General features: G+C 65.7%; 17 protein-coding genes and 1 pseudogene. 6 read left to right on the top strand and 12 right to left on the bottom strand.

All coding sequences use genetic code 11. The annotated features are described in order from the left end of the window. Positions 1 to 72: 72 nt before the first annotated feature. Positions 73 to 864, top strand: coding sequence for a DUF2189 domain-containing protein (locus I8J34_RS20810; RefSeq protein ID WP_214363563.1), 792 nt, complete (start codon positions 73 to 75; stop codon positions 862 to 864). On the opposite strand, the gene I8J34_RS20805 is transcribed toward I8J34_RS20810, so the two are convergent. Continuing rightward, positions 850 to 1713 (bottom strand): endonuclease/exonuclease/phosphatase family protein, encoded by an 864-nt coding sequence (locus I8J34_RS20805; RefSeq protein ID WP_214363586.1) that lies wholly within the window; start codon positions 1711 to 1713, stop codon positions 850 to 852. The two genes, I8J34_RS20810 and I8J34_RS20805, sit on opposite strands and share 15 nt — an antisense overlap. Positions 1714 to 1882: 169 nt before the next feature. Between I8J34_RS20805 and I8J34_RS20800 the strand changes: the two genes are divergently transcribed. The 3 genes from I8J34_RS20800 to I8J34_RS20790 all read left to right on the top strand — a co-directional run bounded on the left by I8J34_RS20800 (position 1883) and on the right by I8J34_RS20790 (position 5299). After that, entirely contained in the window at positions 1883 to 3394 is a 1512-nt protein-coding gene (locus I8J34_RS20800) for a cyclic-di-GMP receptor FimW-related protein (protein WP_214363562.1), read from the top strand. An 81-nt stretch (positions 3395 to 3475) separates the two neighbouring features. Continuing rightward, the gene (locus I8J34_RS20795; RefSeq protein ID WP_214363561.1) at positions 3476 to 4396 is read left to right on the top strand and encodes a cation diffusion facilitator family transporter; all 921 of its coding nucleotides are present in this window, start codon (positions 3476 to 3478) and stop codon (positions 4394 to 4396) included. Between the two features lie 54 nt (positions 4397 to 4450). Next, a complete protein-coding gene (locus I8J34_RS20790; protein WP_214363560.1) occupies positions 4451 to 5299 on the top strand; it encodes an HDOD domain-containing protein in 849 nt (282 codons plus the stop codon). Here the strand turns inward: I8J34_RS20790 and I8J34_RS20785 are convergent. The 7 genes from I8J34_RS20785 to I8J34_RS20755 form a co-directional block, all read right to left on the bottom strand. Next, the gene (locus I8J34_RS20785) at positions 5288 to 5740 is read right to left on the bottom strand and encodes a hydrogenase maturation protease (protein WP_214363559.1); all 453 of its coding nucleotides are present in this window, start codon (positions 5738 to 5740) and stop codon (positions 5288 to 5290) included. The genes I8J34_RS20790 and I8J34_RS20785 overlap by 12 nt on opposite strands. A gap of 16 nt (positions 5741 to 5756) precedes the next feature. Continuing rightward, the gene (locus I8J34_RS20780) at positions 5757 to 7223 is read right to left on the bottom strand and encodes a Ni/Fe hydrogenase subunit alpha (protein ID WP_214363558.1); all 1467 of its coding nucleotides are present in this window, start codon (positions 7221 to 7223) and stop codon (positions 5757 to 5759) included. Positions 7224 to 7231: 8 nt separating this feature from the next. Continuing rightward, positions 7232 to 7807 carry an NADH-quinone oxidoreductase subunit B family protein gene (locus tag I8J34_RS20775; RefSeq protein WP_214363557.1) on the bottom strand — a complete coding sequence of 192 codons (576 nt, stop codon included), beginning with the start codon at positions 7805 to 7807 and terminating at the stop codon, positions 7232 to 7234. Between the two features lie 130 nt (positions 7808 to 7937). Continuing rightward, positions 7938 to 8654, bottom strand: a complete 717-nt coding sequence (locus I8J34_RS20770; protein WP_214363556.1) for a 2Fe-2S iron-sulfur cluster-binding protein — start codon at positions 8652 to 8654, stop codon at positions 7938 to 7940. Next, on the bottom strand, positions 8651 to 10456 hold the full coding sequence (locus tag I8J34_RS20765; protein ID WP_214363555.1) for an NAD(P)H-dependent oxidoreductase subunit E: 1806 nt from the start codon (positions 10454 to 10456) through the stop codon (positions 8651 to 8653). The genes I8J34_RS20770 and I8J34_RS20765 overlap by 4 nt, the downstream gene beginning before the upstream one ends. Positions 10457 to 10537: 81 nt before the next feature. After that, positions 10538 to 12025, bottom strand: coding sequence for a sensor histidine kinase (locus I8J34_RS20760; RefSeq protein ID WP_214363554.1), 1488 nt, complete (start codon positions 12023 to 12025; stop codon positions 10538 to 10540). Further along, entirely contained in the window at positions 12022 to 13362 is a 1341-nt protein-coding gene (locus I8J34_RS20755; protein ID WP_214363553.1) for an HD-GYP domain-containing protein, read from the bottom strand. The genes I8J34_RS20760 and I8J34_RS20755 overlap by 4 nt, the downstream gene beginning before the upstream one ends. Positions 13363 to 13807: 445 nt before the next feature. Here I8J34_RS20755 and I8J34_RS20750 point away from each other — a divergent pair, with 445 nt between their 5' ends. Next, positions 13808 to 16675 (top strand): adenosylcobalamin-dependent ribonucleoside-diphosphate reductase, encoded by a 2868-nt coding sequence (locus tag I8J34_RS20750; protein ID WP_214363552.1) that lies wholly within the window; start codon positions 13808 to 13810, stop codon positions 16673 to 16675. Positions 16676 to 17001: 326 nt separating this feature from the next. On the opposite strand, the gene I8J34_RS20745 is transcribed toward I8J34_RS20750, so the two are convergent. The 4 genes from I8J34_RS20745 to I8J34_RS24870 all read right to left on the bottom strand — a co-directional run bounded on the left by I8J34_RS20745 (position 17002) and on the right by I8J34_RS24870 (position 19701). Further along, positions 17002 to 17598 (bottom strand): Cap15 family cyclic dinucleotide receptor domain-containing protein, encoded by a 597-nt coding sequence (locus tag I8J34_RS20745; protein WP_214363551.1) that lies wholly within the window; start codon positions 17596 to 17598, stop codon positions 17002 to 17004. Next, entirely contained in the window at positions 17595 to 18029 is a 435-nt protein-coding gene (locus I8J34_RS20740; protein ID WP_214363550.1) for a hypothetical protein, read from the bottom strand. Before I8J34_RS20740 ends, I8J34_RS20745 begins: the two co-directional genes overlap by 4 nt. 140 nt (positions 18030 to 18169) lie before the next feature. Then, the gene (locus I8J34_RS20735; RefSeq protein WP_214363549.1) at positions 18170 to 19573 is read right to left on the bottom strand and encodes a CBASS cGAMP synthase; all 1404 of its coding nucleotides are present in this window, start codon (positions 19571 to 19573) and stop codon (positions 18170 to 18172) included. Further along, positions 19573 to 19701, bottom strand: coding sequence for a hypothetical protein (locus I8J34_RS24870; RefSeq protein WP_255553135.1), 129 nt, complete (start codon positions 19699 to 19701; stop codon positions 19573 to 19575). Before I8J34_RS24870 ends, I8J34_RS20735 begins: the two co-directional genes overlap by 1 nt. A 96-nt stretch (positions 19702 to 19797) precedes the next feature. Between I8J34_RS24870 and I8J34_RS20730 the strand changes: the two are divergent. Beyond that, a pseudogene (locus I8J34_RS20730) lies at positions 19798 to 20929 on the top strand (DDE-type integrase/transposase/recombinase); the annotation flags it as partial.

Here is a 20929-nt window from a genome sequence, read left to right as displayed (position 1 = left end):
TTTCACCGGCATGCCGGTAGCCTCACCCCGTTTGCGCTGCCCACACAAACAAGAACCCAACAGGAGACAACCATGCAGCAGCCGGACGATACCCATAAAGAGTCGGACACACCGACCTTCCCGACCATCCGCGATGTCAAGGCGGGGGCGCCGTTTCGCTGGTTCGCCGAGGGCTGGCAGGATTTCAAGTCCTGCCCGATTCCCAGCCTGTTCTATGGCTTCTGCTTCGCCGGCATGGGGCTCCTGATCACCTTCGTGTTCGAGCACGCCTACGAATACACCTCAGGCCTGACCTCCGGCTTCCTGCTGCTCGGCCCCTTCCTGGCCATGGGCCTGTACGAAATCAGCCGCCGGCGCGAGCAGGGGCAATCCTGCTCGCTGACGCCGACCATGACGGTATGGCGCCGCAACGCCGGCAACATCGGCATTTTCGCGGTGGTGCTGGGCATCGTCTTCCTGATCTGGGCGCGCGCCTCGCTGATCGTCTTCGCGCTGTTCTACACCAACGAGATGCCCAATCTCACCGGCTTCCTGCAGCAGTTGCTGAGCTTCGAGAACCTCGAATTCCTGATGGTCTATTTCGCCGTCGGCCTGATCTTCGCCACCCTGGTGTTCGCCGTCAGCGTGGTATCGATCCCGCTGATGCTCGACCGCAACCAGGACGCCATCTCGGCCATGCTGGCCAGCGTCGGTGCGCTGGCGCGCAACCCGGCCGCGATGATCACCTGGGCATTTTGCATCGTCGCCGCCACCTTGATCGGCTTCATGACCTTCCACATCGGCCTGGCGATCCTGATGCCACTGGTCGGCCATGCCACCTGGCATGCCTACCGCGACCTGATCGAACCCTTAAACCACGGCTGACAGATCCAGTTCGATGATCACCGGCTGGTGATCCGAGGCGGCGGTGGCGGCGTCGTAGCGCACCTCGCGCACCGCCGGCGCCAGCGCCTCGGACACGAACATGTAGTCGCAGCAATACGGCCAGTCGGGCCAGTCGGCGCCATGCAGGCCGACACTCGGCGGATGCGCTTCATCTTCCCGCAACACCCGCCAGGCGTCCTGCCAGGGTGACAAGGTCTCGGCCGGATCGACGATGGCCGCCCATGCCGGCGCCCCCGGTTCGCAGTTGAAGTCACCACACAGCACGGCGGCCACCGGCATCTCGCGGCGCATGAACGGCCCCGACTTATCCCGCGCCGGCGTGGCAAAACCGGCCGCCAGCGCCACCGCTGCCTGACGCTGCTGAAGCCAGCGTGCCTGCGCCAGCCGCTGCCGCGCGGCATGGTATTCGAGATGCGTCGTCATCACGCGGATCGCCACCCCGTTGTCCGCCCGTAGCACCGCTTCGATGCACCCGCGCATCATGCTCGGCGAGTCGTTCACCGGTGGCGCCGGCAACAGGTGGCGAAATACCGTATCCACCGGCAGGCGCGACAACATCAGGTTGCCAAAGGTGCTACGCCCGCCATCCGGCCCCGGCACGTCGACCGCCGGCCCGTGAATCAGCTGGTAGTCGGGAAAGGCCGCGGCCAACAGGGCGACCTCGTCCTCGCCGCACCCACCGGCCAGGCCTTCGAAGGCAACCGCCACCTCCTGCAGGCAGATGACGTCCAACGGCCCCCATTCGCGAATCCGTTCGACGATTCGTGACAGATTCACCACCCCGTCGGCCCCTCGCCCCCACTGGATATTCCAACTAATGACGCGCATCACGTTCATAACCCTCCAGCCATGACAAAATCACGGCACATCTTGTCCTTCGACGTCTCCATCAGCCCCCACACCCCTAGCCCAGATGCCGAAACTGCCCCTCCTGCGATGGCTTGGCCCGGCGTGGATCCAGCCGCACCGGAGCGGCGGCCCGGTCCGGGGCGACCCCTTGGCTGAACTCGAGCACTGGATCGGCCAGCTGCCCCAGCGCCTGCCACTGACCCGGGCACGCATGCTGAGCGCGCGCCTGAAGGCCTTGCTCGAGGAGGACGGCAAGGTCCGCGTCCGGCTCAAGATGCTCGAACTCATCGACGACGCCACCTTGCGCCTGTGCAGCGAAATCGAAGCGCAGCTGAACATGGCATCGCTGCCGCTCACCCGGCGCATCCAACATCCGCTCGTCGCCACCGCGGGCCTTCTCAAACTGCTCAGCGGTGCCTACCTGGCGCTCGCCGAACAGCTGTCGCGGCGCTGGGTGCGTTTCACCGTCACCCGTCCGCTGCGCATCGCCATCGAGCGCGGCACCGTGCTGGCAGCCCACCGGCTGTCGCTCACCCATCGCGCCTACACCATCGGCAACTCGTCGAGCTGGCGCCATCTGTATGCCTTCCACCGCCTCGCGCGCCAGCACGGCTTCGCCGATGAGCGCCCCAACAAAAGCGGTCTGGCCCTGTCGCCGGCCGAGCACTACGCCCAGGCGGTGCTGCTGTCGGCCGCCGATCCGACCGCCATCGCGCTCGGCGATCTCGACCGCTTGCGGTTTTATCTTCAACGCCATGTACGCTATACCCGTTTCATGCGCGTCGGCAACGATGGGGACGCCTTGCAGGCGCAGGCCCACGGCCTCTATGTGCTGACCGACAGCACGCGCCCGCCGGTCGCCCTCAGCCGCCACCGGGCACCGCTACAGCCCGGCCAGCACCTGCTCGATTGCCGCGAGATGCTGGCCAAGCTGCAGGGCCAGATCGATGGCCTGCGGCTCGGCGTGGTGCCCGCGCGCCTTGGCCTGCCCATCGCCGCCCGCCAGCGCCGCTATGTCCGCATGCTCGAATCCCTGCACGAGCACTGGGCCCATCCGCGCTCGCGCAGCCACGGCCGCACCCGCTTTCTGCCGCGTGCCGATCTGGTCACCGGTTTCGACGCCATTCGCCCCTTCCTGGCCGGCCCGGCCCTTCAGCGGCGCAAGGGGGAAGCGGCACCGGCCGGTCAGTCGACACCGAGCGAGCGGGCCAGCGAATGGGGCATTGTCGACGAAAGCCCGGGCGGCTTCGGCCTGCGCTACCAGCGCGGCCAGACGGACTACATCCAGGTGGGCGAAGTGGTGGCGCTGCAACCGCATGAGCGCGCCGCCGTCCTCATCGGCGTCATCCGTCGCATGGTCAATCGCAAGGACAGCGAGTTCGACATGGGCGTCGAGATCCTGGCCGCCTCGGCCATCGCCACCCAGGTCGTCCTGCCCGCCGGCCCGCTCGAGCAACGCCCGCAGGTGCCCGTGCTGTTGCTGCCCAAGCTGCCCGCCTTCGAGGCGCGACCAGGACTGCTGGCACCGATCGGCGAGATCCCCCCGGGCACACGCATCGCCCTTCAGCAACACGGCCAGCGATTGACGCTGAAAACCGGCGTGCCGCTCGAACGGCTCGCCGGCGTCGAGATCATTCCCCTGGCGCGCAGCGAACCTTGAGCACGACATACCCGCCGCTTGTGAGCCTCCGGCGAATCCCCGACAATCGCCCTCATTGCCGCTCTCCGACCGCCCCCCGACATGCATGATCACGGCCACGGCCATCACCACGGACACTCTCACGGCCAAGTGGCCGGCAGCGCCGCCCTGCTGCTCGCACTGGGGCTGACGCTCGGCTTCTCCTTCGTCGAGGCCGCGGCCGGCTGGTGGGCCGGTTCGCTGGCCTTACTCGGCGATGCCGGCCATATGCTCACCGACAGCATCGCGCTGGCGCTGGCCGCCCTGGCGGCCCGGCTGGCGAAACGCCCGCCCAGCCAGCGCCTGACGTATGGCCTGGGCCGCATGGAGGCGCTGGCCGCCCTGATCAACGGATTGCTGATGTTGGCGGTGGTGGCGGGCATCGTGTGGCATGCGATCGAGCGCCTGCTGAGCCCGCAGGATGTCGCCGGCGGCGCCGTCACCACGGTGGCCCTGATCGGCCTGGGCATCAACCTGCTGGCCGCCTGGCTGCTCAGCCGCGGCGGCAACGATCTCAACACCCGCGCCGCCTTGCTGCATGTGATGGGCGACCTGCTCGGCTCGGTGGCCGCGCTGGCGGCCGGCCTGATCATCCAGTTCACCGGCTGGATGCCGATCGATCCGCTGTTGTCGGTGCTGATCTGCGGGCTGATCCTCGCCTCGACGCTGAGCCTGCTGCGCCAGGTGTTCACCACACTGCTCGAAGGCGTGCCCGAATCGCTGTCGCTGCCCGACGTCGGCCGCACCATGGCCGCGGTGGACGGCGTCGCCTCGGTTCACGACCTGCATATCTGGAGCCTCGGCGCCGGGCGCATCGCCCTGTCGGCCCATGTGGTGCTCACCGCCTCGGCCGAATGGCCACAGGTGCTGAAGCGGCTGCAGGCCACACTGGCGTCGAGCTTCGACATCGAGCACGCCACGCTGCAGCCCGAACTGCCGCGCGCCGAACCCATTGTCTTCAGGCGAACGCTCGGCGGCGGCTAAAGAACCCGCGCCAGAATCCGATAGGATAGGCACGAACTGCTCACAAGACGCATCATGCACAGTGCTCTGGAAATCGTCGCCTCCGTCGACCGCCTGAAGAGTTTGCCGGCGGTCTATCACCGCATCCGGGCCGAGCTGGAATCGCCGGAGGGCTCGCTGTCGGAAGTGGCGCGACTGGTCACCCACGATGGCGTCATCACCGGGCGCATCCTGCAGGTGGTCAACAGCCCCTTGTATGGCTTCGCCGGCAAGATCGACAGCGTGATGCGCGCCGTCCAGCTCCTCGGCATGCAGCAGGTGCACGACCTGGTGCTGGCCACCGCGGTCAGCGAAGCCTTCGAGGGCGTCCACGCCGAACGCATGAACATGCGCCTGTTCTGGCGCCTGAGCGTGCTACGCGGCCTGGCGGCACGGGTCATCGCGCGCCATTGCGGCCTGCTCGACGCCGAGCGCATGTTCGTCATCGGCCTGCTGGCCGACATGGGCCATCTGGTGATGTATCTGACCGTGCCCGAATTGGCCGAAGAGGCGCAGCAGGAAAGCGACGACACCGGCCTGCCCCTGCATGAGGTCGAACGCCGCCTGATCGGCGCCGACTATGCCGAAGTGGGCGGCGCGCTGCTCGACAACTGGCAACTGCCGCAAGGCTTCGCCTCGGCGGTGGCCGGCCAGCACACCCCGTGCACCGCCGGTGCGCACAATTTCGAAGCCACGATCCTGTCGCTGGCCAACCGTATCGCCGATGCCGACCGGCGCGGCCTGTCCAGCGAAGACGCCGCCACCCGGGTGGATTCGGCGATCTGGACCCACCTCGATCTGGAACCGGCCATGATGGGCGAGATCCGCGAAGAGGCCGAACTCAACTTGGCAGCGGTCACCGCCCTGTTCTTTTCACGCCACTAACACCGACCGGCGCGCCAGCCAGTCGACGAGCAGGCGCCACGCCGCCTCCACATGTCGCTCGCCCCCCACGCTGAGCGGCTCGCCGAGCCGAAAATCCTCCCCGCGCACACTGAGTAGCCAGCTCGGCGGCAAGGCCTCGCCCAGCTGCCGGCGCACGCACAGCACTTCGGCCGGCGTCAGCGCATGCGAGGCCACGCCCACCCGCGCCGCCGACACCAGCGGCGCGAGGAGCGCATCCTCGGTCTGACTATGATGCGCGTCGATGAACAACACCGCCTCGGCGCCATCCAGGTCCAGCGCATGCTCGACCTGGAACTGAAAGGCCTCGATCACCGTCAGCTCGGGCAGACGCTGCGCCGCCAGCCGTGCTGCCAGCGCGGGGCCGATGCCGTCGTCGCCGCGCGCATCGTTGCCGGCAGCGAGCACCACGATGCGGCTCACCGCACGGCCCGCCCGCTCATGAATCGCGCACCCGCGTGTCGATGCATTCGCCGGCTGCGTCGAGCAGGCGCACCTCCAGCGGCATCTTGCCGAGGGCATGGGTGGCGCAGGACAGGCAGGGGTCGAAGGCGCGGATCGCCACTTCGATGTGGTTGAGCAGCCCTTCGGTCAGTTGCCGGCCGTCGAGCTCGCGCCGCGCCACCTCGCGCACCGCGCGGTTCATGGCCTCGTTGTTGTGGGTGGTGGAGACGATCAGGTTGCACCAGCGCACCAGATCGTCCTCCCCCACCCAGTAGTGGTGAATCAGCGTGCCGCGCGGCGCCTCGATCACGCCCACGCCGGCGGGCGCACGCGGGCCGCCAGCCATGCGCTCGCCGGCCGTAAGGTCCGGATCGGGCAGCAGGTCGCGGATCACCTCGGCGGCATGCAGCATTTCGATCATGCGCGCCCAGTGGTAGGCCAGCGACGCATGCTGGATGCGCCCCTGCGTGTAGTCGCGAAACGCCCGCCGCTCAAGCTCGGCCAGCGGCGTGGGGATGAAATCGCAGTTCTGCACCCGCGCCAGCGGCCCGACCTTGTACCAGCCGGCCTCGGGGCCCATGTCGGTGACGTAGGGAAACTTCATGTAGCTCCACGGCTTGACCGCTTCGGTGATGAAGTCCATGTAGGTGTGACTCGGTACGCCGTCGCGCAGCACGGTGCCGTCGGCCGCGCGCAGGCGCAGCTGGCCGTCGTAGAGCTCCATCGCGCCGTCGGCACGCACCAGGCTCATCAGCGACGCGGGCACGCAGCCGAAGCGGTCGTAGAGCGCCGGGTCCGCCTCATGCAGCCGGCGCACCAGCTGCACCGCCGCCTGCGACCATGCCACCATGGTGCCGGCCTCGGCCAGCAGCGCATCGCGATCCGTGGCCGACAAATGCCGGTTGATGCCGCCCGGCACCGCGGCCGTGCCGTGGATGCGCTTGCCGGCTGTGGCGGCGATCACCGACTGACCGAAACGGCGCAGGCCGACGCCCTGGCGCGCGATGTCGGGGTGGGCCGCGATCACGCCGGCGATGTTGCGCTGGGTGGCCGGTGCGTCGAAACCGAAGAGCAGATCGGGCGACGCCAGGTGGAAGAAATGCAGCGCATGGCTTTGCAGGATCTGGCCGTAGTGCATCAGCCGGCGCATCTTGTCGGCGGTGGCGGTGACCGGCACCGCACCGACCACATAGTCGAGCGCTTTGGCCGCCGCCAGGTGATGGCTGACCGGGCAGATGCCGCACAGGCGCTGCACCATCACCGGAATCTCCCAGTACGGCCGCCCCTCGATGAAGGCCTCGAAGCCGCGGAACTCGACGATATGCAGCCGGGCCTCATGCACCTGACCGGCCTCGTCGAGCAGCAGCGTCACCTTGCCATGGCCCTCGACCCGCGAGATCGGATCGATGGCGACGCGGCGCAGGTGCTCGCGGTCGGTGGCGGTTTCGAGATCTCGCGTCATCGTCTATCTCAATCGAAATGCAGGATCGGATAGGCCACCCGCGGCGTGCGGCCGGCGAGCAGATCCGACAGGAACTGCCAGATCGCTTCGCCCGAGGGCGGGCAACCGGGCAGGAAGTAATCGACCCGCACCACTTCGTGGATCGGGTGCACCTTGTCGAGCGGCAGCGGCAGCTCAGGGTCGTCCGGCACCTCGGCGGTGTCCATGCCGGGGCGTGACTGGAACACCGCGCTCAGGCAGCGGCCGACATCCAGGTGGTTGCGCTGCGCCGGCAGCCCGCCGTTGATGGCGCAGGCGCCCAGCGCCACCAGCGTCTTGCACTGAGCGCGAAACTCGCGCAGCACATGCACGTTCTCCGAATTGCACACCCCGCCTTCGACCAGGCCGATATCGCAGGGGCCGCAGTGCTTGAGGTCGGTGAGCGGCGAGCGGTCGAGTTCGACACGCTGGAGCAAGTCGAACACATGCTCGTCGATATCGAGCAGCGACATGTGGCAACCGAAGCAACCGGCCAGCGAGACGGTGGCGATGCGTAGTTTGGGCGGTGCGCTCACAGGACAGCCCTCCTGTCGCTGGCGCGACATCCTCCCCAAGGGAGGTTCGCGCGCCCTTCGGGCGGCCGGGCGGGCGCGCTCAGGACAGCCCTCCTGTCGCTGGCGCGACATCCTCCCCAAGGGAGGTTCGCGCGCCCTTCGGGCGGCCGGGCGGGCGCGCTCATGCGTCATCCTCCGATTTGGGCATGGCTACGGTGTGCAGCGGCGCGCGGTCGTAAGTGCGCTCGCCGATGGGCACAGCGAAGCCGACCCGCTTCTTGAGGATCACGCCCACCGGGCAGATGTGCGCCGCCTTGTCGTCGGCCGAAAAATCGGTGTCGGCCAGCCGGCCGGATTCGGCATTGACCGCCAGATGCTTGTGGATGCCGCGCCCGGTCAGCGCGAACACCGACTTGCCGTCCTGCTCGCGCGAGGCGCGCACGCACAGCTCGCAGTAGATGCAGCGGTTGAAGTCGAGCAACACCTCGGGGTGCGAGGCATCGACCGGGCGGTCGGGGTAGAAGTGGCGGAAGCGCGGCGTGGTCATCTCCAGGTCGTAGGCCATGGCCTGCAACTGGCATTGCCCGCTCTTCTCGCAAGCCGGGCAGAAATGGTTGCCCTCGACGAACAGCAGCTGCAGCAGCATGCGCCGCTCGGCGTTGATCTCGGGGGTGTCGCTTTCCACCTCGGCGCCGGCGCGCGCCGGCGTGGCACAGGCCGACACATGCCGCCCGGCCACCTTGACCACGCACAGCTTGCAGCTGCCATGCGGCGGAAAGTCCGGATGCCAGCACAGGTGGGGGATGTAGCGCCCCGCCGCGCGCCCGGCTTCGAGAATCATCTGCCCCTCGTCGAAGGGCACGGCGACGCCGTCGAGCAGAAACTCAGGGCGGCTCATGGCTGCGGCTCCTGGTGTTGCGGCAAATGGGCGGCGGCATCGTCCCGGCCGGTGATCTGCCGGGCGCGGCGCAAGGCACCGTCCAGGTCGAAGGCCGGGGCGAAATCGGCATGCATCAGGTGGCGCTCGTAGGCCGGGCGGAATTTCTGCAGGCCGTCCATCACTGGATTGGGCGCCGCGCTGCCCAGGCCGCAATGGCTGGCCTGCTTGAGCAGGCGGTCGAGGTCTTCGATCTCGATCAGGTCGACCGCACTGCCCTTGCCCTCGGCCAGCTTGTCGAGAGTGTCGGCCAGCATGGCGGTGCCGACCCGGCACGGGGTGCAGAAGCCGCAGGACTCGTGCGCGAAGAAATGCACGAAGTTGTGCGCCACCTCGAACATGTCGCGGGTGTTGTCGAAAACCATGAAGGCGCCGGCGGTGGGCACGTCCTCGAAGGCGATGCGCCGGTCGAACTCGTAGGGCGCCAGCGTGATGCCCGCCGCCCCGCCGACCTGCACCGCCAGCGTGTCGTCGGCACCACAGGCGTCGAGCACCTGGCGCACGGTGACGCCGAAGGGGAATTCATACACGCCGGGGCGCGCACAATCGCCGGAGACCGACAACAGCTTGGTGCCGGCGGACTGCGGCGTGCCGGTGGCGGCAAAGGCGGCCCCGCCCTGCAGGGCGATCAGGCAGCACTTGGCCAGGGTCTCGACGTTGTTGACCACCGTCGGCCGCCCCAGATACCCATGGGTGACCGGGAACGGCGGCCGGATGCGCGGCGTGCCGCGCTTGCCTTCGAGCGATTCGAGCAAGGCGGTTTCTTCGCCGCACACATAGGCACCGGCGCCCAGGTGGATCTCGATGTCGAAGTCGAAGCCCGCCACGCCGCCGATCGCCGCGCCCAACCAGCCCGCCGTGCGACGGCGCGCCAGCACGGCCTCAAGTGCCGGGCGCAGGTTGCGGTATTCACCGCGCAGATACAGAAAGCCGCGCCGCGCGCCGACCGCCCAGGCCGCCAGCGTCATGCCTTCGACCACCAGATCGGCATGACTGTTGAGCAGCACCCGGTCCTTGAAGGTGCCCGGCTCGCCTTCGTCGGCATTGCACACCACGACCTTGTCCGGATTCGGCGCATCGCGGCAGGCCTGCCACTTGACCGCGGTGGTAAAGCCTGCCCCGCCCCGCCCGCGCAGGCGTGAGGCATGCACCTGCGCCAGCCAGCCCACACGCCCCATCGCCAGCGCGGCCTGCAGGGCATCGCCGGGCTGTGCCGGGCAAGCCAGCAAGGCGTCGCGGCGCTGGATGTTGTCGTCGAAGCGGAACCAGTCGGCCGGCCAGGCGTCGAGCGGCTGCTGTTCGCGGATCAGCTCGGCGATGCGGTCGATCCGCGCCTCGTCGAGCCGAGCAATCGCGCGGCCATTGACCAGCAGCGCCGGCCCCTGATCGCCCAGGCCGGTGCAGGAAGTGACATCCACACTGACCAGGCCATCTTCGGACACCTGACCCGGGGCCAGCCACAGCGTATGACACAGTCGCGCCATCAGCGCCTGGCTGCCGAGCATGCGGTCGATGATGTTGTCGGAGAACAGCAGCCGGTAGCGCCCGACAGGGCGGGTGTGCAAGAAGCTGTAGAACCCGGCCACGCCTTCGACCCGCGCACGGGGCAAGCCCAGCGCCGCGGCCAGCGCGGTCAGCGCCTCGGGCGGCAACCAGTTCTCGGCCTCTTGCAGACGGATCAGCATCTGCAGCAGATACTCGGGCCGGGCCGCGAATTCGCCGACGGTGTCGGCCACTGCAGACGCCCAGGGGTCCTGGCTCATCTCGACATCCCCGTTTCACCACAGCGCTCATGGTGCCCTCGACGGGCGGCAGGAATGTTGACCCGGCTCAAAGTTGGCCGATCATGCGGCGGGCGGCACCTGTTCGAGACACACATCGACCGTGAAGCAGGTGCCCTGCCCCGGCTGGCTGTCGACCTTGATCCCGCCCTGCATCAGTTCGCACAACATGGTGCAGATCGGCAGGCCGAGGCCGGCCCCGCCGTGTGGCCGGGTGGAGGACATGTCGGCCTGCATGAACGGCCGGAAGATCGCGCCCTGATCGCGCGGGTCGATGCCGATGCCGGTGTCGCGCACCGCGATGCTCAGGCGCTGCGTGCCGCTGCGATCGCCAGGGTGCGAGGCGGCACACGCCACGTGGACGGATACCCGCCCCCCCGGGGTGAACTTGAAAGCATTGCCGAGCAGGTTGATCAGGACCTGCCGCAGGCGGCCCTCGTCGCCGATCAGCACGTCGGGCACCTCGTGCTCGACGCTCACCTCGAAAGCCACGCCGCTGCTGCGCGCCTGCCCGGCGAAAAGACCGGACACCGCATCGACCAGCTCGCGGATCCGGAAGGGGCGCGCCATCAACGCCAGCTTGCGGGCATCGCCCCGGGCAAAGTCGAGAATGTCGTCGATGACCGCCAGCAAGGCCTCTCCGCTGCTGCGAATGGTCCCTACGCATTTTTGCTGCTCGTCGTCCAGGCCGGTGCTTTCGAGCAGGCTGGCCATGCCGATGATGGCGTTCATCGGGGTGCGGATCTCGTGCGACATCATCGCCAGAAACTCGCTCTTCGCCCGGCTCGCCGCTTCGGCGGCGTCGCGCGCCTGTGCCAGTTCGTTGGCCGCGCGCTGGCGGACCGAGGCGTCGGAGAAGCAGAACACCCGGCCGATCACCTGGCCGCCATGGCGTGCGGGACGCGAGGTGCACTCGAAAACGCGGCCGTCCTTGAGCGTCAGCAGATCGAAGGTGTCGTCGTTGCCGGCGCACTGGGCAAAGCGTCCGCTCAGCCGCAGGCCGTCGTCCTTGAGCGCGGCGCACATCGCATCGCGCACCGCGGCGTCATCGCGCCGACGCAGCAGCGCGTCCGGCAAGGACCACATCCGGGCCAGGCGTCGATTCATGCCGGCCACCGCGCCGGTGTGGTCCAGCAGGAGAATGCCGTCGGCGGTCGCTTCGAGAATCGCCTGCAGCTGGGCGAAGGCATCGACCGGCGCCGCCTCGTCGGCGCACGACGCTGCCACTTCGCGCGCGCGGATCACCAAGGCGTCGTCGGCGCGCGCCACGCTTTGCACCACGGCCATCATGCTGCCGTCGGCACATTGGTAGAGCCCTTCGGCATCGGTCAGCCGGCCCGCGCCGCCGGCCTGGACCTCGTCCCAGAAGCACATGTCGGCCAGGCCGCGGGCCAGCGCGACGATCGGCGTGCCGGCCAGCGCCTGGACGCTGTAGCCCAGGCGCGCGGCCGCTGCCCGGTTGGCGCTGCGCACGGTGAGCGTCCGCGCATTGATCACCAGCAGCATCTCGGCGCTGGCGTCGAGCATCAGTTCGATATCGGCACGGCTCATGCGCACTCCTGCATGGACGCTTCGTCCTGAACGGCATCGACCTCGGTATCGAAGAAATAGGCGATCCGGTTGCGGGGGCTCAGGTAGTCGAAGGCCTCCGGCGGCAGATCGCCCGGGCGTATCGCCTTGGCGATGTTGATCTCGGGCACCAGCGACAGATTCAGTACGCCGGCCTCGTCCTTGGGCAGATCGGGCTGATAGAGCATCACGCTGGGGCGCAGCGGTGCGCGCGAGTTGACCGACACCACCATGCCGAGCCGGTCGTCCGACAAGCTCACCAGCGTGCCCGGGGGATAGACCCCGAGCTGGCGCACCAGCAATTGCAGAACACGCCCCTCGAAGCGGTTGCGGCGCTGGGTGAAGAGCATCGACAAGGCCTCGTAGGGGGTCATCGCGCGCATCACGTCGGGCGGGTTGCACAGGTTGTCGTATTCGTTGACCAGGGCCACCACGCGCGCCAGCGGATGGATGCGATCGGCACTGATGCCTTTGGGAAAGCCGCTGCCATCCCAGGCTTCGTGATGTTGCCCGATGATCGCCAGCACCGCTGGCGGCAAACCGATCTGGTGGCCGCGCTTGACCCCGTATTCGCAATGCAGCTTGCGCAGGTCGGCCTCGGCACGCGTCAGCGGCTCGCGCTTTTTCACCACTCGGTCGGGGATCTCGGTCAGGCCGAGGTCATGCAGCATCGCGCCCAGGCCAAGCATCGGCACCTGATCCTCGGGCATCTCCAGCTGCCGTGCGAGCATCAGGCTCAGCACGGCGGTGTTCAATTCGTGGCAGTAGGTTTCCTCGCCACCGATCCGGTCGTTCATGGCATGCAGCGTCACTTCCTGCGCTGTCAACAGGCTGCGGGTGATCTGGCTGACCACCTCGTGGAGCGCCGCGACGCTCTGCGCCGGCCGGGCCAGCAGATTGCGCTGCGCATCGCGAATGGCGCGCCCGGAGTTGAGAAACGCCTGCTCGACCCGCGCCATCCGCATCCGCCGGGCGGCATGACGGGCGCGCCGCCGCTGCCGCGCCTCCGCCTCGGCCTCCGTCTCGGGGGGCTCGCCGACCTCGGCTTCGGTGTCGGGTGAGGGAACGGGCGCTGTGGTGGTCGCCGTGGTGGTCGCCGTTGGCGTTGGCGAGACACTGGACAGGGCAGCTTCGTCGCTGCGCGCCGGGTCGAAGCGGAAGCGGGCCACCCCCAGCTCACGCAGTTGGGCGATCTGACCGTCCGTCTTGATCTTGAAACGGTCGAACGCAAAGGGATGCCTAAACCAAGGCAGGTCGACAAAGACGAACAGCCCCACGGTCAGCTGGTCGGCAGTGATGTACGAGACAGCGTCTTCCATTGGTGCATCTTCTGGACACATGATCATCGGGTCGCTGTGGGTTCCAGGAATCGAAGCGTCATCGGCGTACTTTGCGGACACGCACGCCTCCCCGGGCTTTACGACCCGGCACCGGGATTCTTGAGGCATTCGGCCGGGCTTTTGTCCCGGAAGATGCCGATCGGCGCTATTCGCCCGACATGCCACCGACCGACCCGCCCGGCCAACTGATCCGCGACTTCAATGCATGCCGCCAAGCGTCTGATTTGTATTGATTTTGACTTGCACACACCGCTTTCATGAGCTACTACATGTAGTAGGAATGAAACAAATCAGAGCACAACGCAATTGCACAACATACTGTTTATTAACGATTTTTTATTCTTTGCTTTTCGCGTAACTTCCGGTTATTCTGGAGCCCGTTTTTACTGAGACACGACCACGCTTTGAGGGACGAGACAACAACATGAGCAAGACCACCTCCACTCCGAAAAAAGCCGTCGCCGACGCATCCACGCTGATTGCGCAAGAGATTTCCGGCGAAGTCCTGATCGAAAAGTATGCCAAAGGCGACGAAAGCAGCGTCGAGGCGGTCCGCCGTCGGGTTGCGCGCGCACTGGCCAGCATCGAAACCGAAGAGAAGCGCGCCTACTGGGAAGGCAAGTTCATGGAAGCCCAGGAAAACGGCTTCATCCCGGCCGGGCGCATCAACTCCGCCGCCGGCACCAACCTGCAGGCCACGCTGATCAACTGCTTCGTGCAGCCGGTGGGCGACTCGGTCACCGAGTCCATCGATGGCCGTCCGGGCATCTACACCGCGCTGGCCCAGGCCGCCGAAACCATGCGCCGCGGTGGCGGTGTGGGCTACGACTTCTCCAGCATCCGCCCCAAGGGCGCGCTGGTGAAGGGCACGCAGTCCAACGCGTCGGGCCCCGTGTCCTACATGCGCGTGTTCGACCGCTCCTGCGAGACGGTCGAGTCCGCCGGTGCGCGCCGTGGCGCCCAGATGGGCGTGCTGCGCTGCGACCACCCCGATATCGAAGAATTCATCCACGCCAAGGATGAAGGCGACCTGACCAACTTCAACATCTCGCTCGGCGTGACCGACGACTTCATGAAAGCCGTCGAAGCCGACGGCGACGTGGAACTGGCGCACAAGGCCGAGCCGACCGAAGAGATCAAGGAAGCCGGCGCCTACCAGCGTGACGACGGCCAGTGGGTGTACCGCAAGGTCCGCGCCCGCGTGCTGTGGGAGCAGGTCATGCGCTCGACCTACGACCACGCCGAGCCGGGCATCCTGTTTCTCGATCGCATCAACCGCGACAACAACCTGTATTACTGCGAAACCATCGAGGCCACCAACCCCTGCGCCGAACAGCCGCTGCCGCCCTACGGCTGCTGCTGCCTGGGCTCGATCAACCTCACGCCCTTCGTCACCAATGCGCTGACCGACAAGGCCGAGTTCGACTTCGCCGCCTTCGGCAAGGTGGTGGCCATCTCCACCCGCATGCTCGACAACGTGCTCGAAGCCACCCACTGGCCGCTCGAGCAGCAGTACGAAGAGGCCCAGTCCAAGCGCCGCGTCGGCCTCGGCTTCACCGGCCTGGGCAACACCCTGGCCATGCTCGGCCTGCGCTACGACACCCGCGAAGCCTGCGCCATGGCCACCCGCATCTCCGAGTTCATGCGCGACCAGGCCTATCTGGCCTCGGCCGAGCTGGCCAAAGAGCGCGGCGCCTTCAAACTGTTCAATGCCGATCTGTATCTGTCGGGCGGCAACTTTGCCTCGCGCCTGCCCACCAAGGTCAAGGACGAGATCCGCAAGCACGGCATCCGCAACTCGCACCTGCTGTCGATCGCCCCCACCGGCACCATTTCGCTCGCCTTTGCCGACAACGCCTCCAACGGCATCGAGCCGCCCTTCTCCTACACCTACACCCGCCGCAAGCGGATGGCCGACGGCACCTTCAAGGAATACGCCGTCGAAGACTACGCATGGCGCCTGTACAAGCACATGGGTGGCGATGTCGAGAACCTGCCCAAGGCCTTCGTCACGGCACTTGAGATCTCCGCCCAGGCGCACAAAGACATGGTCGCCGCGGTCGCGCCCTACATCGACACGTCCATCTCCAAGACGGTGAACGTGCCGGCCGACTACCCCTATGCCGACTTCGAGCATCTCTACCTCGAAGCCTGGAAGTCCGGCCTCAAGGGTCTGGCCACCTACCGGCCCAACTCGGTGCTCGGCTCGGTGCTGTCCGTCACCCCGAGCAGCGAACAAAAAGCCCCGCACGACGTCGAGATCACCGACGCCAACCGTCGCCTCTCCATCAAGAGCCTGCCGGCACCGGTGCTGTCCTCCCTGCGCTGGCCCGGCCGCCCCGAGCTGCCCGACGGCAACGCCGCCTGGACCTACATGCTGTCCACCCCGCAGGGCGAGTTCGGCCTGTTCGTCGGCCACATGGAAAACAACGGCCAGGGCAGCTTCCCCTTCGAAGTGTGGGTCAACGGTGCCGACCAGCCCCGCGGCCTCGGCGCTGTCGCCAAAACGCTGTCGATGGACATGCGCACCAATGATCGCGGCTGGCTCAAGCTCAAGCTCGAAACCCTCTCGCGCACCATCGGCGAGAAGTCCTTCGAAATGTCCTTCCCGCCGCATGGCGAGAAAAAACTGGTGCCGGGTGCAGTGGCCGCCTTCGCCCAGGTGGTGCGCTATCGCTGCGAAAAGCTCGGCGCGCTTGAAGTCGAAGGCCCCACCCCGGTGCTCGACTCCCTGTTCAGCCTGCAGGAGCCCAAAACCGGCACCGACGGCACGCTGTCCTGGACGGTCGACATCCAGAACCCGGCCACCGGCGAAGACTTCGTGCTCGGCATCAAGGAAATCACCCTGCCCGACGGCGTCACCCGCCCCTACTCCATGTGGCTGTCCGGCAACTACCCGCGCGCCCTCGACGGCCTCGGCCGCATCCTGTCGCTCGACATGCGCGTCATGGACCCGGCCTGGATCGGCATGAAACTGCGCAAGCTGCTCAACTACCCCGAGCCGCTGGGCGACTTCATGGCCTTCGTGCCCGGCTCGCGCAAGCAACAGAACTACCCCTCGACCGTGGCCTACCTCGGCCAGCTCATCATCCACCGCTACGCCATGCTCGGCATCCTCGACGAGCGCGGCTACCCGGTCCAGGAAATGGGCCTGCTCGAAGCCCCGCGCGACGACAGCGAACCCAAGCTGATGCAAGGCTCGCTCTGCCCCGAGTGCGGCAACTACTCCATGATCCGCAAAGACGGCTGCGACTTCTGCACCGCCTGCGGCGCGGTGGGAACTTGCGGTTGAGGTGAGGTTTGGATGCGGCGGGTGGTGAAGGCCGCCGCCGCATTGGACGGATGGTGAAAGGCCCAACTCCTTAGGGAGTTGGGCCTTTTCCGTTTAGTACCCGACATTTGGTGCGAGGCTCGTCGTCACCTTGGAACGACAGCACATCGGCCACTGCGGTCATTGAACGTGGAGGCCAAATCGGTCAGCAATGCGACGGAAAGCAGCCCTTGGACCCTCGCTCACCCTAAATGGCTACTTTCCGGTGCGGCGAAATCACACTTCCGAGCCCAAGTGGAAATTGTCCAGTTGGAAAAGCGGACGCTTAGGAATAGGGAAGTGATGGGTTAGGTACTAGTCCGGGTGAGTTCATAATGGCCAATCGTTTTCCGACTAGTGAAGTAGTTTCCTTGAAGTAGTTCGCCGCTTTCAAGGCTAAGTTTTAGAATTGCCGCACCTTTATATGGCGCCTGTGTGGCAGCACCTGACTTATGTTTCGGTGTTGTGAGGAATACATAATAGAGTACGCCGCGGCCTGTTTCTGGATCTCTTTTGGGCTTTGCCAACAATGTTTCCGAATCGGAATCTTCAGCATCTACATCCATTCCGATTTTCAGAAAATCCTGCTTTATTATCGCCTTTGCGTAAGATATTCCTCTTTTTCCTTCCCAGTCCCAATGGATCACCATCCTCCAAGTGCCGTTTAAGTTTGGAAATAGCCATTTGTTTAGTGCAGGAAACTTTCCCCAAAGCCGTTGCCAGCCAAAGTAGAAGAATCCAAGCAGTATAAGATGCAGTGCTGCAGAACCACCGCTTGCGATCGATATGGCGGTTGTAAATCCCGTTCGACTATCGTAAACGGCCCATAAAATAAGCCCCGTAACGATAGAGTAAACGACGGCGACAAAAGTGACAATTCGCCCAATAGGCAGGAGACCGATCATTTTAGCGTCTCGAAAAGAGTTTCGTAGCCATCCTCGAATATGGATAGACCGTGCCCTTCACTAACCATGCCAGTCATTAAAACCCCAGGGATAGCTGATCCGAAAATGGCTGCAGCAAAACGCCCACCAATAGGTCGACCTCTATCGATATTGACGTTCAGGACAATAGGCGGCGAGAAGTATTGCGCAATATGAGCAATTAAGCCTGCTTGATTGATTATGTGAAATCCGTCGTGGTATTTGCTTTTAGTGCTCGACAAATGCGACAAGACTTCGGTGGTTGTGCCTGAGATGGTTGGGAAATCCTCTCGAAGATTTATGATCGGCAAACAGATTGGTGTGTCACATACAATAATCCAGACCCCTGAGAAATCCGTATCAGACTTCAGCCATATTTCGTGCAGTAGGTTTCTAAAATCGAGCCTAGTCATAGCAGAATGAAGTGATGTAATTAACGTAGAACCAACAGACGCTGCGCGGCTTTATCGCCCAGTATCCAACAACCGAAGGGAGCGATGTTAAGCGCCATGCTAGGCATTTATTAGAGGCGCCCCCTTTCTGGAAGACCAACCTACCGCCGGCGCAGGATGCTTCTGAGCTTCGTGTAAGCAGGACGCGGGGGGTTGCGCTGCGGGTACGACAGGTTACGAATGTTCACGGGCACCCTTCTAACGGAATAGACGCGCCCGTTGAGGCGAACGATGCAGTCCATGAAATGCCGGCCGACGTAGGCCGTATGCTCGTTGGCGGTCAGCATCCTGAGTCCCGCACGCCTGTGGCCGAGGTCGCTTACCTGGTCGGCGTCTTCGCCCTCGTTGCGGACGGTCCATTCTACGGTCGCGTATTCGGGCACCACGTGGGGGTTGGTAATGCGAAAGGTGAGCTCGCAGTCCTTAGCGACGGAGGGGACCTCGTTCCGGTACGTGGCGAGGACGGTTTTGGGATTGCCTCCGTGGACCTGCACCTCGATATCCGGAAGCACCATCACGGCCCGGCCCGACCTTTCATCCACGATTTCCACCTGGTCGGTTTCCGGCAACGGCATGAGGAAGGAGAAGGCCTCCGACCAGACGAGGGCGGCGGAGGCTTCGTCCTCGGCCGCTTCCGCGCGTTCTGCGACGTCTAGCAGGGCTTGGAGCCGGGGCAGAAAACCTTCCCATCCGGCGTCTGAAATCCGGTTAAGGTCCTCAGTCCTGTCCACCGGATTGGGCACCGCCTTCTTGTCGAAGAGGCGGCCATGTACCTTCTTAATGACGGCGGTCAGGGCATCATCGTCATCCATGCCCAACAGGCTTCCCCACAGGCCTTGGTATGCCTGGGTCGCAAGCACAGTAAGGAGGATGGACCAAGGCCTCGATTCCGGGGCTTCGTCGAACGAAACGGCGGCCCAAGCCTTCAGATACCGAACCAACCGCCGCAACTGCTCGCGGTCGTCCCCGCTCGCCGCGTTCCTGAACCATTTGTAAAGCTTCTTGGGATCGCTGTCCTCCCAGGCGTCTGATAGGCAGGCTAGGCGGCGCCGGTCGGTTTCCGGATCCAGGTGGTAGACGGGGGTGTCGATATGGAATTGGCGGGCGTATACGACTCTTGAGCAGCGCTCTTTCGGCGGGGTGACGACTTCCTTCACATCGCCGTTGCCCCGTCCGTAAAGCACGAGCTCATCTTGTACCCATTCTCGAAGCTGGGCTGGCGACGGAGTCGCGTCCCCTTCGTCGGTCCAGTGGAAGTAAACGCCGACGTCCACGTCGTACTCCTCGCCGGGATGCACCGGCCTTATCAGAGTGCCGTACTTGTACGATCCCTGCAGCCAGGTGGAAACGGGGTAGCCGTGCCTGGCCGGCAGGTGTTTCTTCAGGTGGTCCGCCAGGGCGTTCCACTGTTCTTGGAGAAATTGCCGCTGTTCGGCGGTCGGGGTAACCCGCTTTATGAGTGTTTGATCCCGGTTTCCTGCGAACAACTGCGCTGCGTGGCCCATCAGTTTTCCCTGTATATCTTCAGTTGCGGGCGGTGCCCGAGGAACGGCTTCAGCTTGGTGCCCAGCACGTCGGTTACCGCTTTTTCCGCCAGGCCTTTCAGCGTCCTGCAGGCGGTCGGGTCCGCCACGTCGAGGCCGAGGTCCGTTGCCTGCTCCCCCCCTGGGTCAGAATAGTTGTCGCCTCGATAGAATCCGAAACCGAGGGGCGATAAGAGAAGAACGAAGTGGCCAGATACGGACAAGCATTCAAGGACAAGGCAGTGGCGCGGTTGCTGCCGCCGGAGAGCGCGCCGCTGGAGACGGTCTCCAGGCAGTTGAGCATCTCGGTGGCAACGCTGGAGCGGTGGCGGGCGGATGCGCTGTCCAGGCCCGCTCGCGAGCGGGCCTGGACAGCGCGGGCCCGATTCGAAGCGGTGTTGGCCACCGCGGCGATGGACGAGGCCAGCAAGAGCGCCTGGTGCCGCGAGAACGGGGTATATCCGCAGGAGCTCGAACAATGGCGCATTGCGGCCACCGAGGCGCTTGCAGACCCTGAGGACGGCGCGCGCGCCAGCCAGCGGGAGAAGAAGGCCGACCGGCGTCGCATCAAGGAGCTCGAGCGCGACCTGCGCCGCAAGGAGAAGGCGCTGGCCGAAGCGGCCGCGCTGCTGGTGCTGTCAAAAAAGCTCGAGGCGATCTTTCCGAAGGACAAGGACGAGGACGCATGATCGGCCTGGAAGATCGCCAAACACGGGTCCGCCATATCGAGGCTGCGCACGCGGCCGGTGCGCGGCTGCGCCCGGCCTGCGAAGTGGCCGGCATCACCGTGCGCACGCTGCAGCGCTGGACGGCTCAGGATGGGCTGCAAGTCGGCGACCGGCGCCCACTGGCCGAACGCCCAACGCCCCCTCATGCGCTGAGCGAAGCCGAGCGAGCCCGCATTCTGGCGGTGGCCAACGAGCCGCGTTTCGCCGACCAGCCACCGGCGCGCATCGTGCCTGCGCTGGCCGACGAGGGGCTCTACATCGCCAGCGAATCGAGCTTCCAGCGGGTGCTGCGCGCCCACGGGCAAACCCGCCATCGCGGTCGCACCCGTGCGCCGCAGCCCTCGCGGGCACCGACCACCCACGTGGCCACCGCGCCTTGCCAGGTGTGGTGCTGGGACATGACCTACCTGCCCACGCAGGTGCAGGGGCAGTGGTTCTACCTCTACCTGATCATGGATTTGTACAGCCGCAAGATCGTCGGCTGGGAGATCCATGAGCGCGATGACGCCGACCACGCGGTGAGCCTGCTCAAGCGCACCGCGCTGGCCGAAGGCATCCACGCGATGACTGACAAGCCCGTGCTGCACGGCGACAACGGCAGCACGCTCAA

It is taken from the genome of Denitromonas iodatirespirans, from assembly GCF_018524365.1.
In the GTDB taxonomy this organism is placed as follows: Bacteria; Pseudomonadota; Gammaproteobacteria; order Burkholderiales; family Rhodocyclaceae; genus Nitrogeniibacter; species Nitrogeniibacter iodatirespirans.
Note: the sequence above shows the minus strand (reverse complement) of the source record. Positions and strands in the feature narration are given on the sequence as shown.

Bases quoted from the DNA above. Each gene is read 5' to 3' on its own strand.
- I8J34_RS20810 (WP_214363563.1), top strand. From the start codon at position 73: ATGCAGCAGCCGGACGATACCCATAAAGAGTCGGACACACCGACCTTC.
- I8J34_RS20805 (WP_214363586.1), bottom strand. From the start codon at position 1,713: ATGCGCGTCATTAGTTGGAATATCCAGTGGGGGCGAGGGGCCGACGGG.
- I8J34_RS20795 (WP_214363561.1), top strand. From the start codon at position 3,476: ATGCATGATCACGGCCACGGCCATCACCACGGACACTCTCACGGCCAA.
- I8J34_RS20790 (WP_214363560.1), top strand. From the start codon at position 4,451: ATGCACAGTGCTCTGGAAATCGTCGCCTCCGTCGACCGCCTGAAGAGT.
- I8J34_RS20780 (WP_214363558.1), bottom strand. From the start codon at position 7,223: ATGACGCGAGATCTCGAAACCGCCACCGACCGCGAGCACCTGCGCCGC.
- I8J34_RS20775 (WP_214363557.1), bottom strand. From the start codon at position 7,807: ATGTCGCGCCAGCGACAGGAGGGCTGTCCTGTGAGCGCACCGCCCAAA.
- I8J34_RS20770 (WP_214363556.1), bottom strand. From the start codon at position 8,654: ATGAGCCGCCCTGAGTTTCTGCTCGACGGCGTCGCCGTGCCCTTCGAC.
- I8J34_RS20765 (WP_214363555.1), bottom strand. From the start codon at position 10,456: ATGAGCCAGGACCCCTGGGCGTCTGCAGTGGCCGACACCGTCGGCGAA.
- I8J34_RS20760 (WP_214363554.1), bottom strand. From the start codon at position 12,025: ATGAGCCGTGCCGATATCGAACTGATGCTCGACGCCAGCGCCGAGATG.
- I8J34_RS20755 (WP_214363553.1), bottom strand. From the start codon at position 13,362: ATGGAAGACGCTGTCTCGTACATCACTGCCGACCAGCTGACCGTGGGG.
- I8J34_RS20750 (WP_214363552.1), top strand. From the start codon at position 13,808: ATGAGCAAGACCACCTCCACTCCGAAAAAAGCCGTCGCCGACGCATCC.
- I8J34_RS20745 (WP_214363551.1), bottom strand. From the start codon at position 17,598: ATGATCGGTCTCCTGCCTATTGGGCGAATTGTCACTTTTGTCGCCGTC.
- I8J34_RS20740 (WP_214363550.1), bottom strand. From the start codon at position 18,029: ATGACTAGGCTCGATTTTAGAAACCTACTGCACGAAATATGGCTGAAG.
- I8J34_RS20735 (WP_214363549.1), bottom strand. From the start codon at position 19,573: ATGGGCCACGCAGCGCAGTTGTTCGCAGGAAACCGGGATCAAACACTC.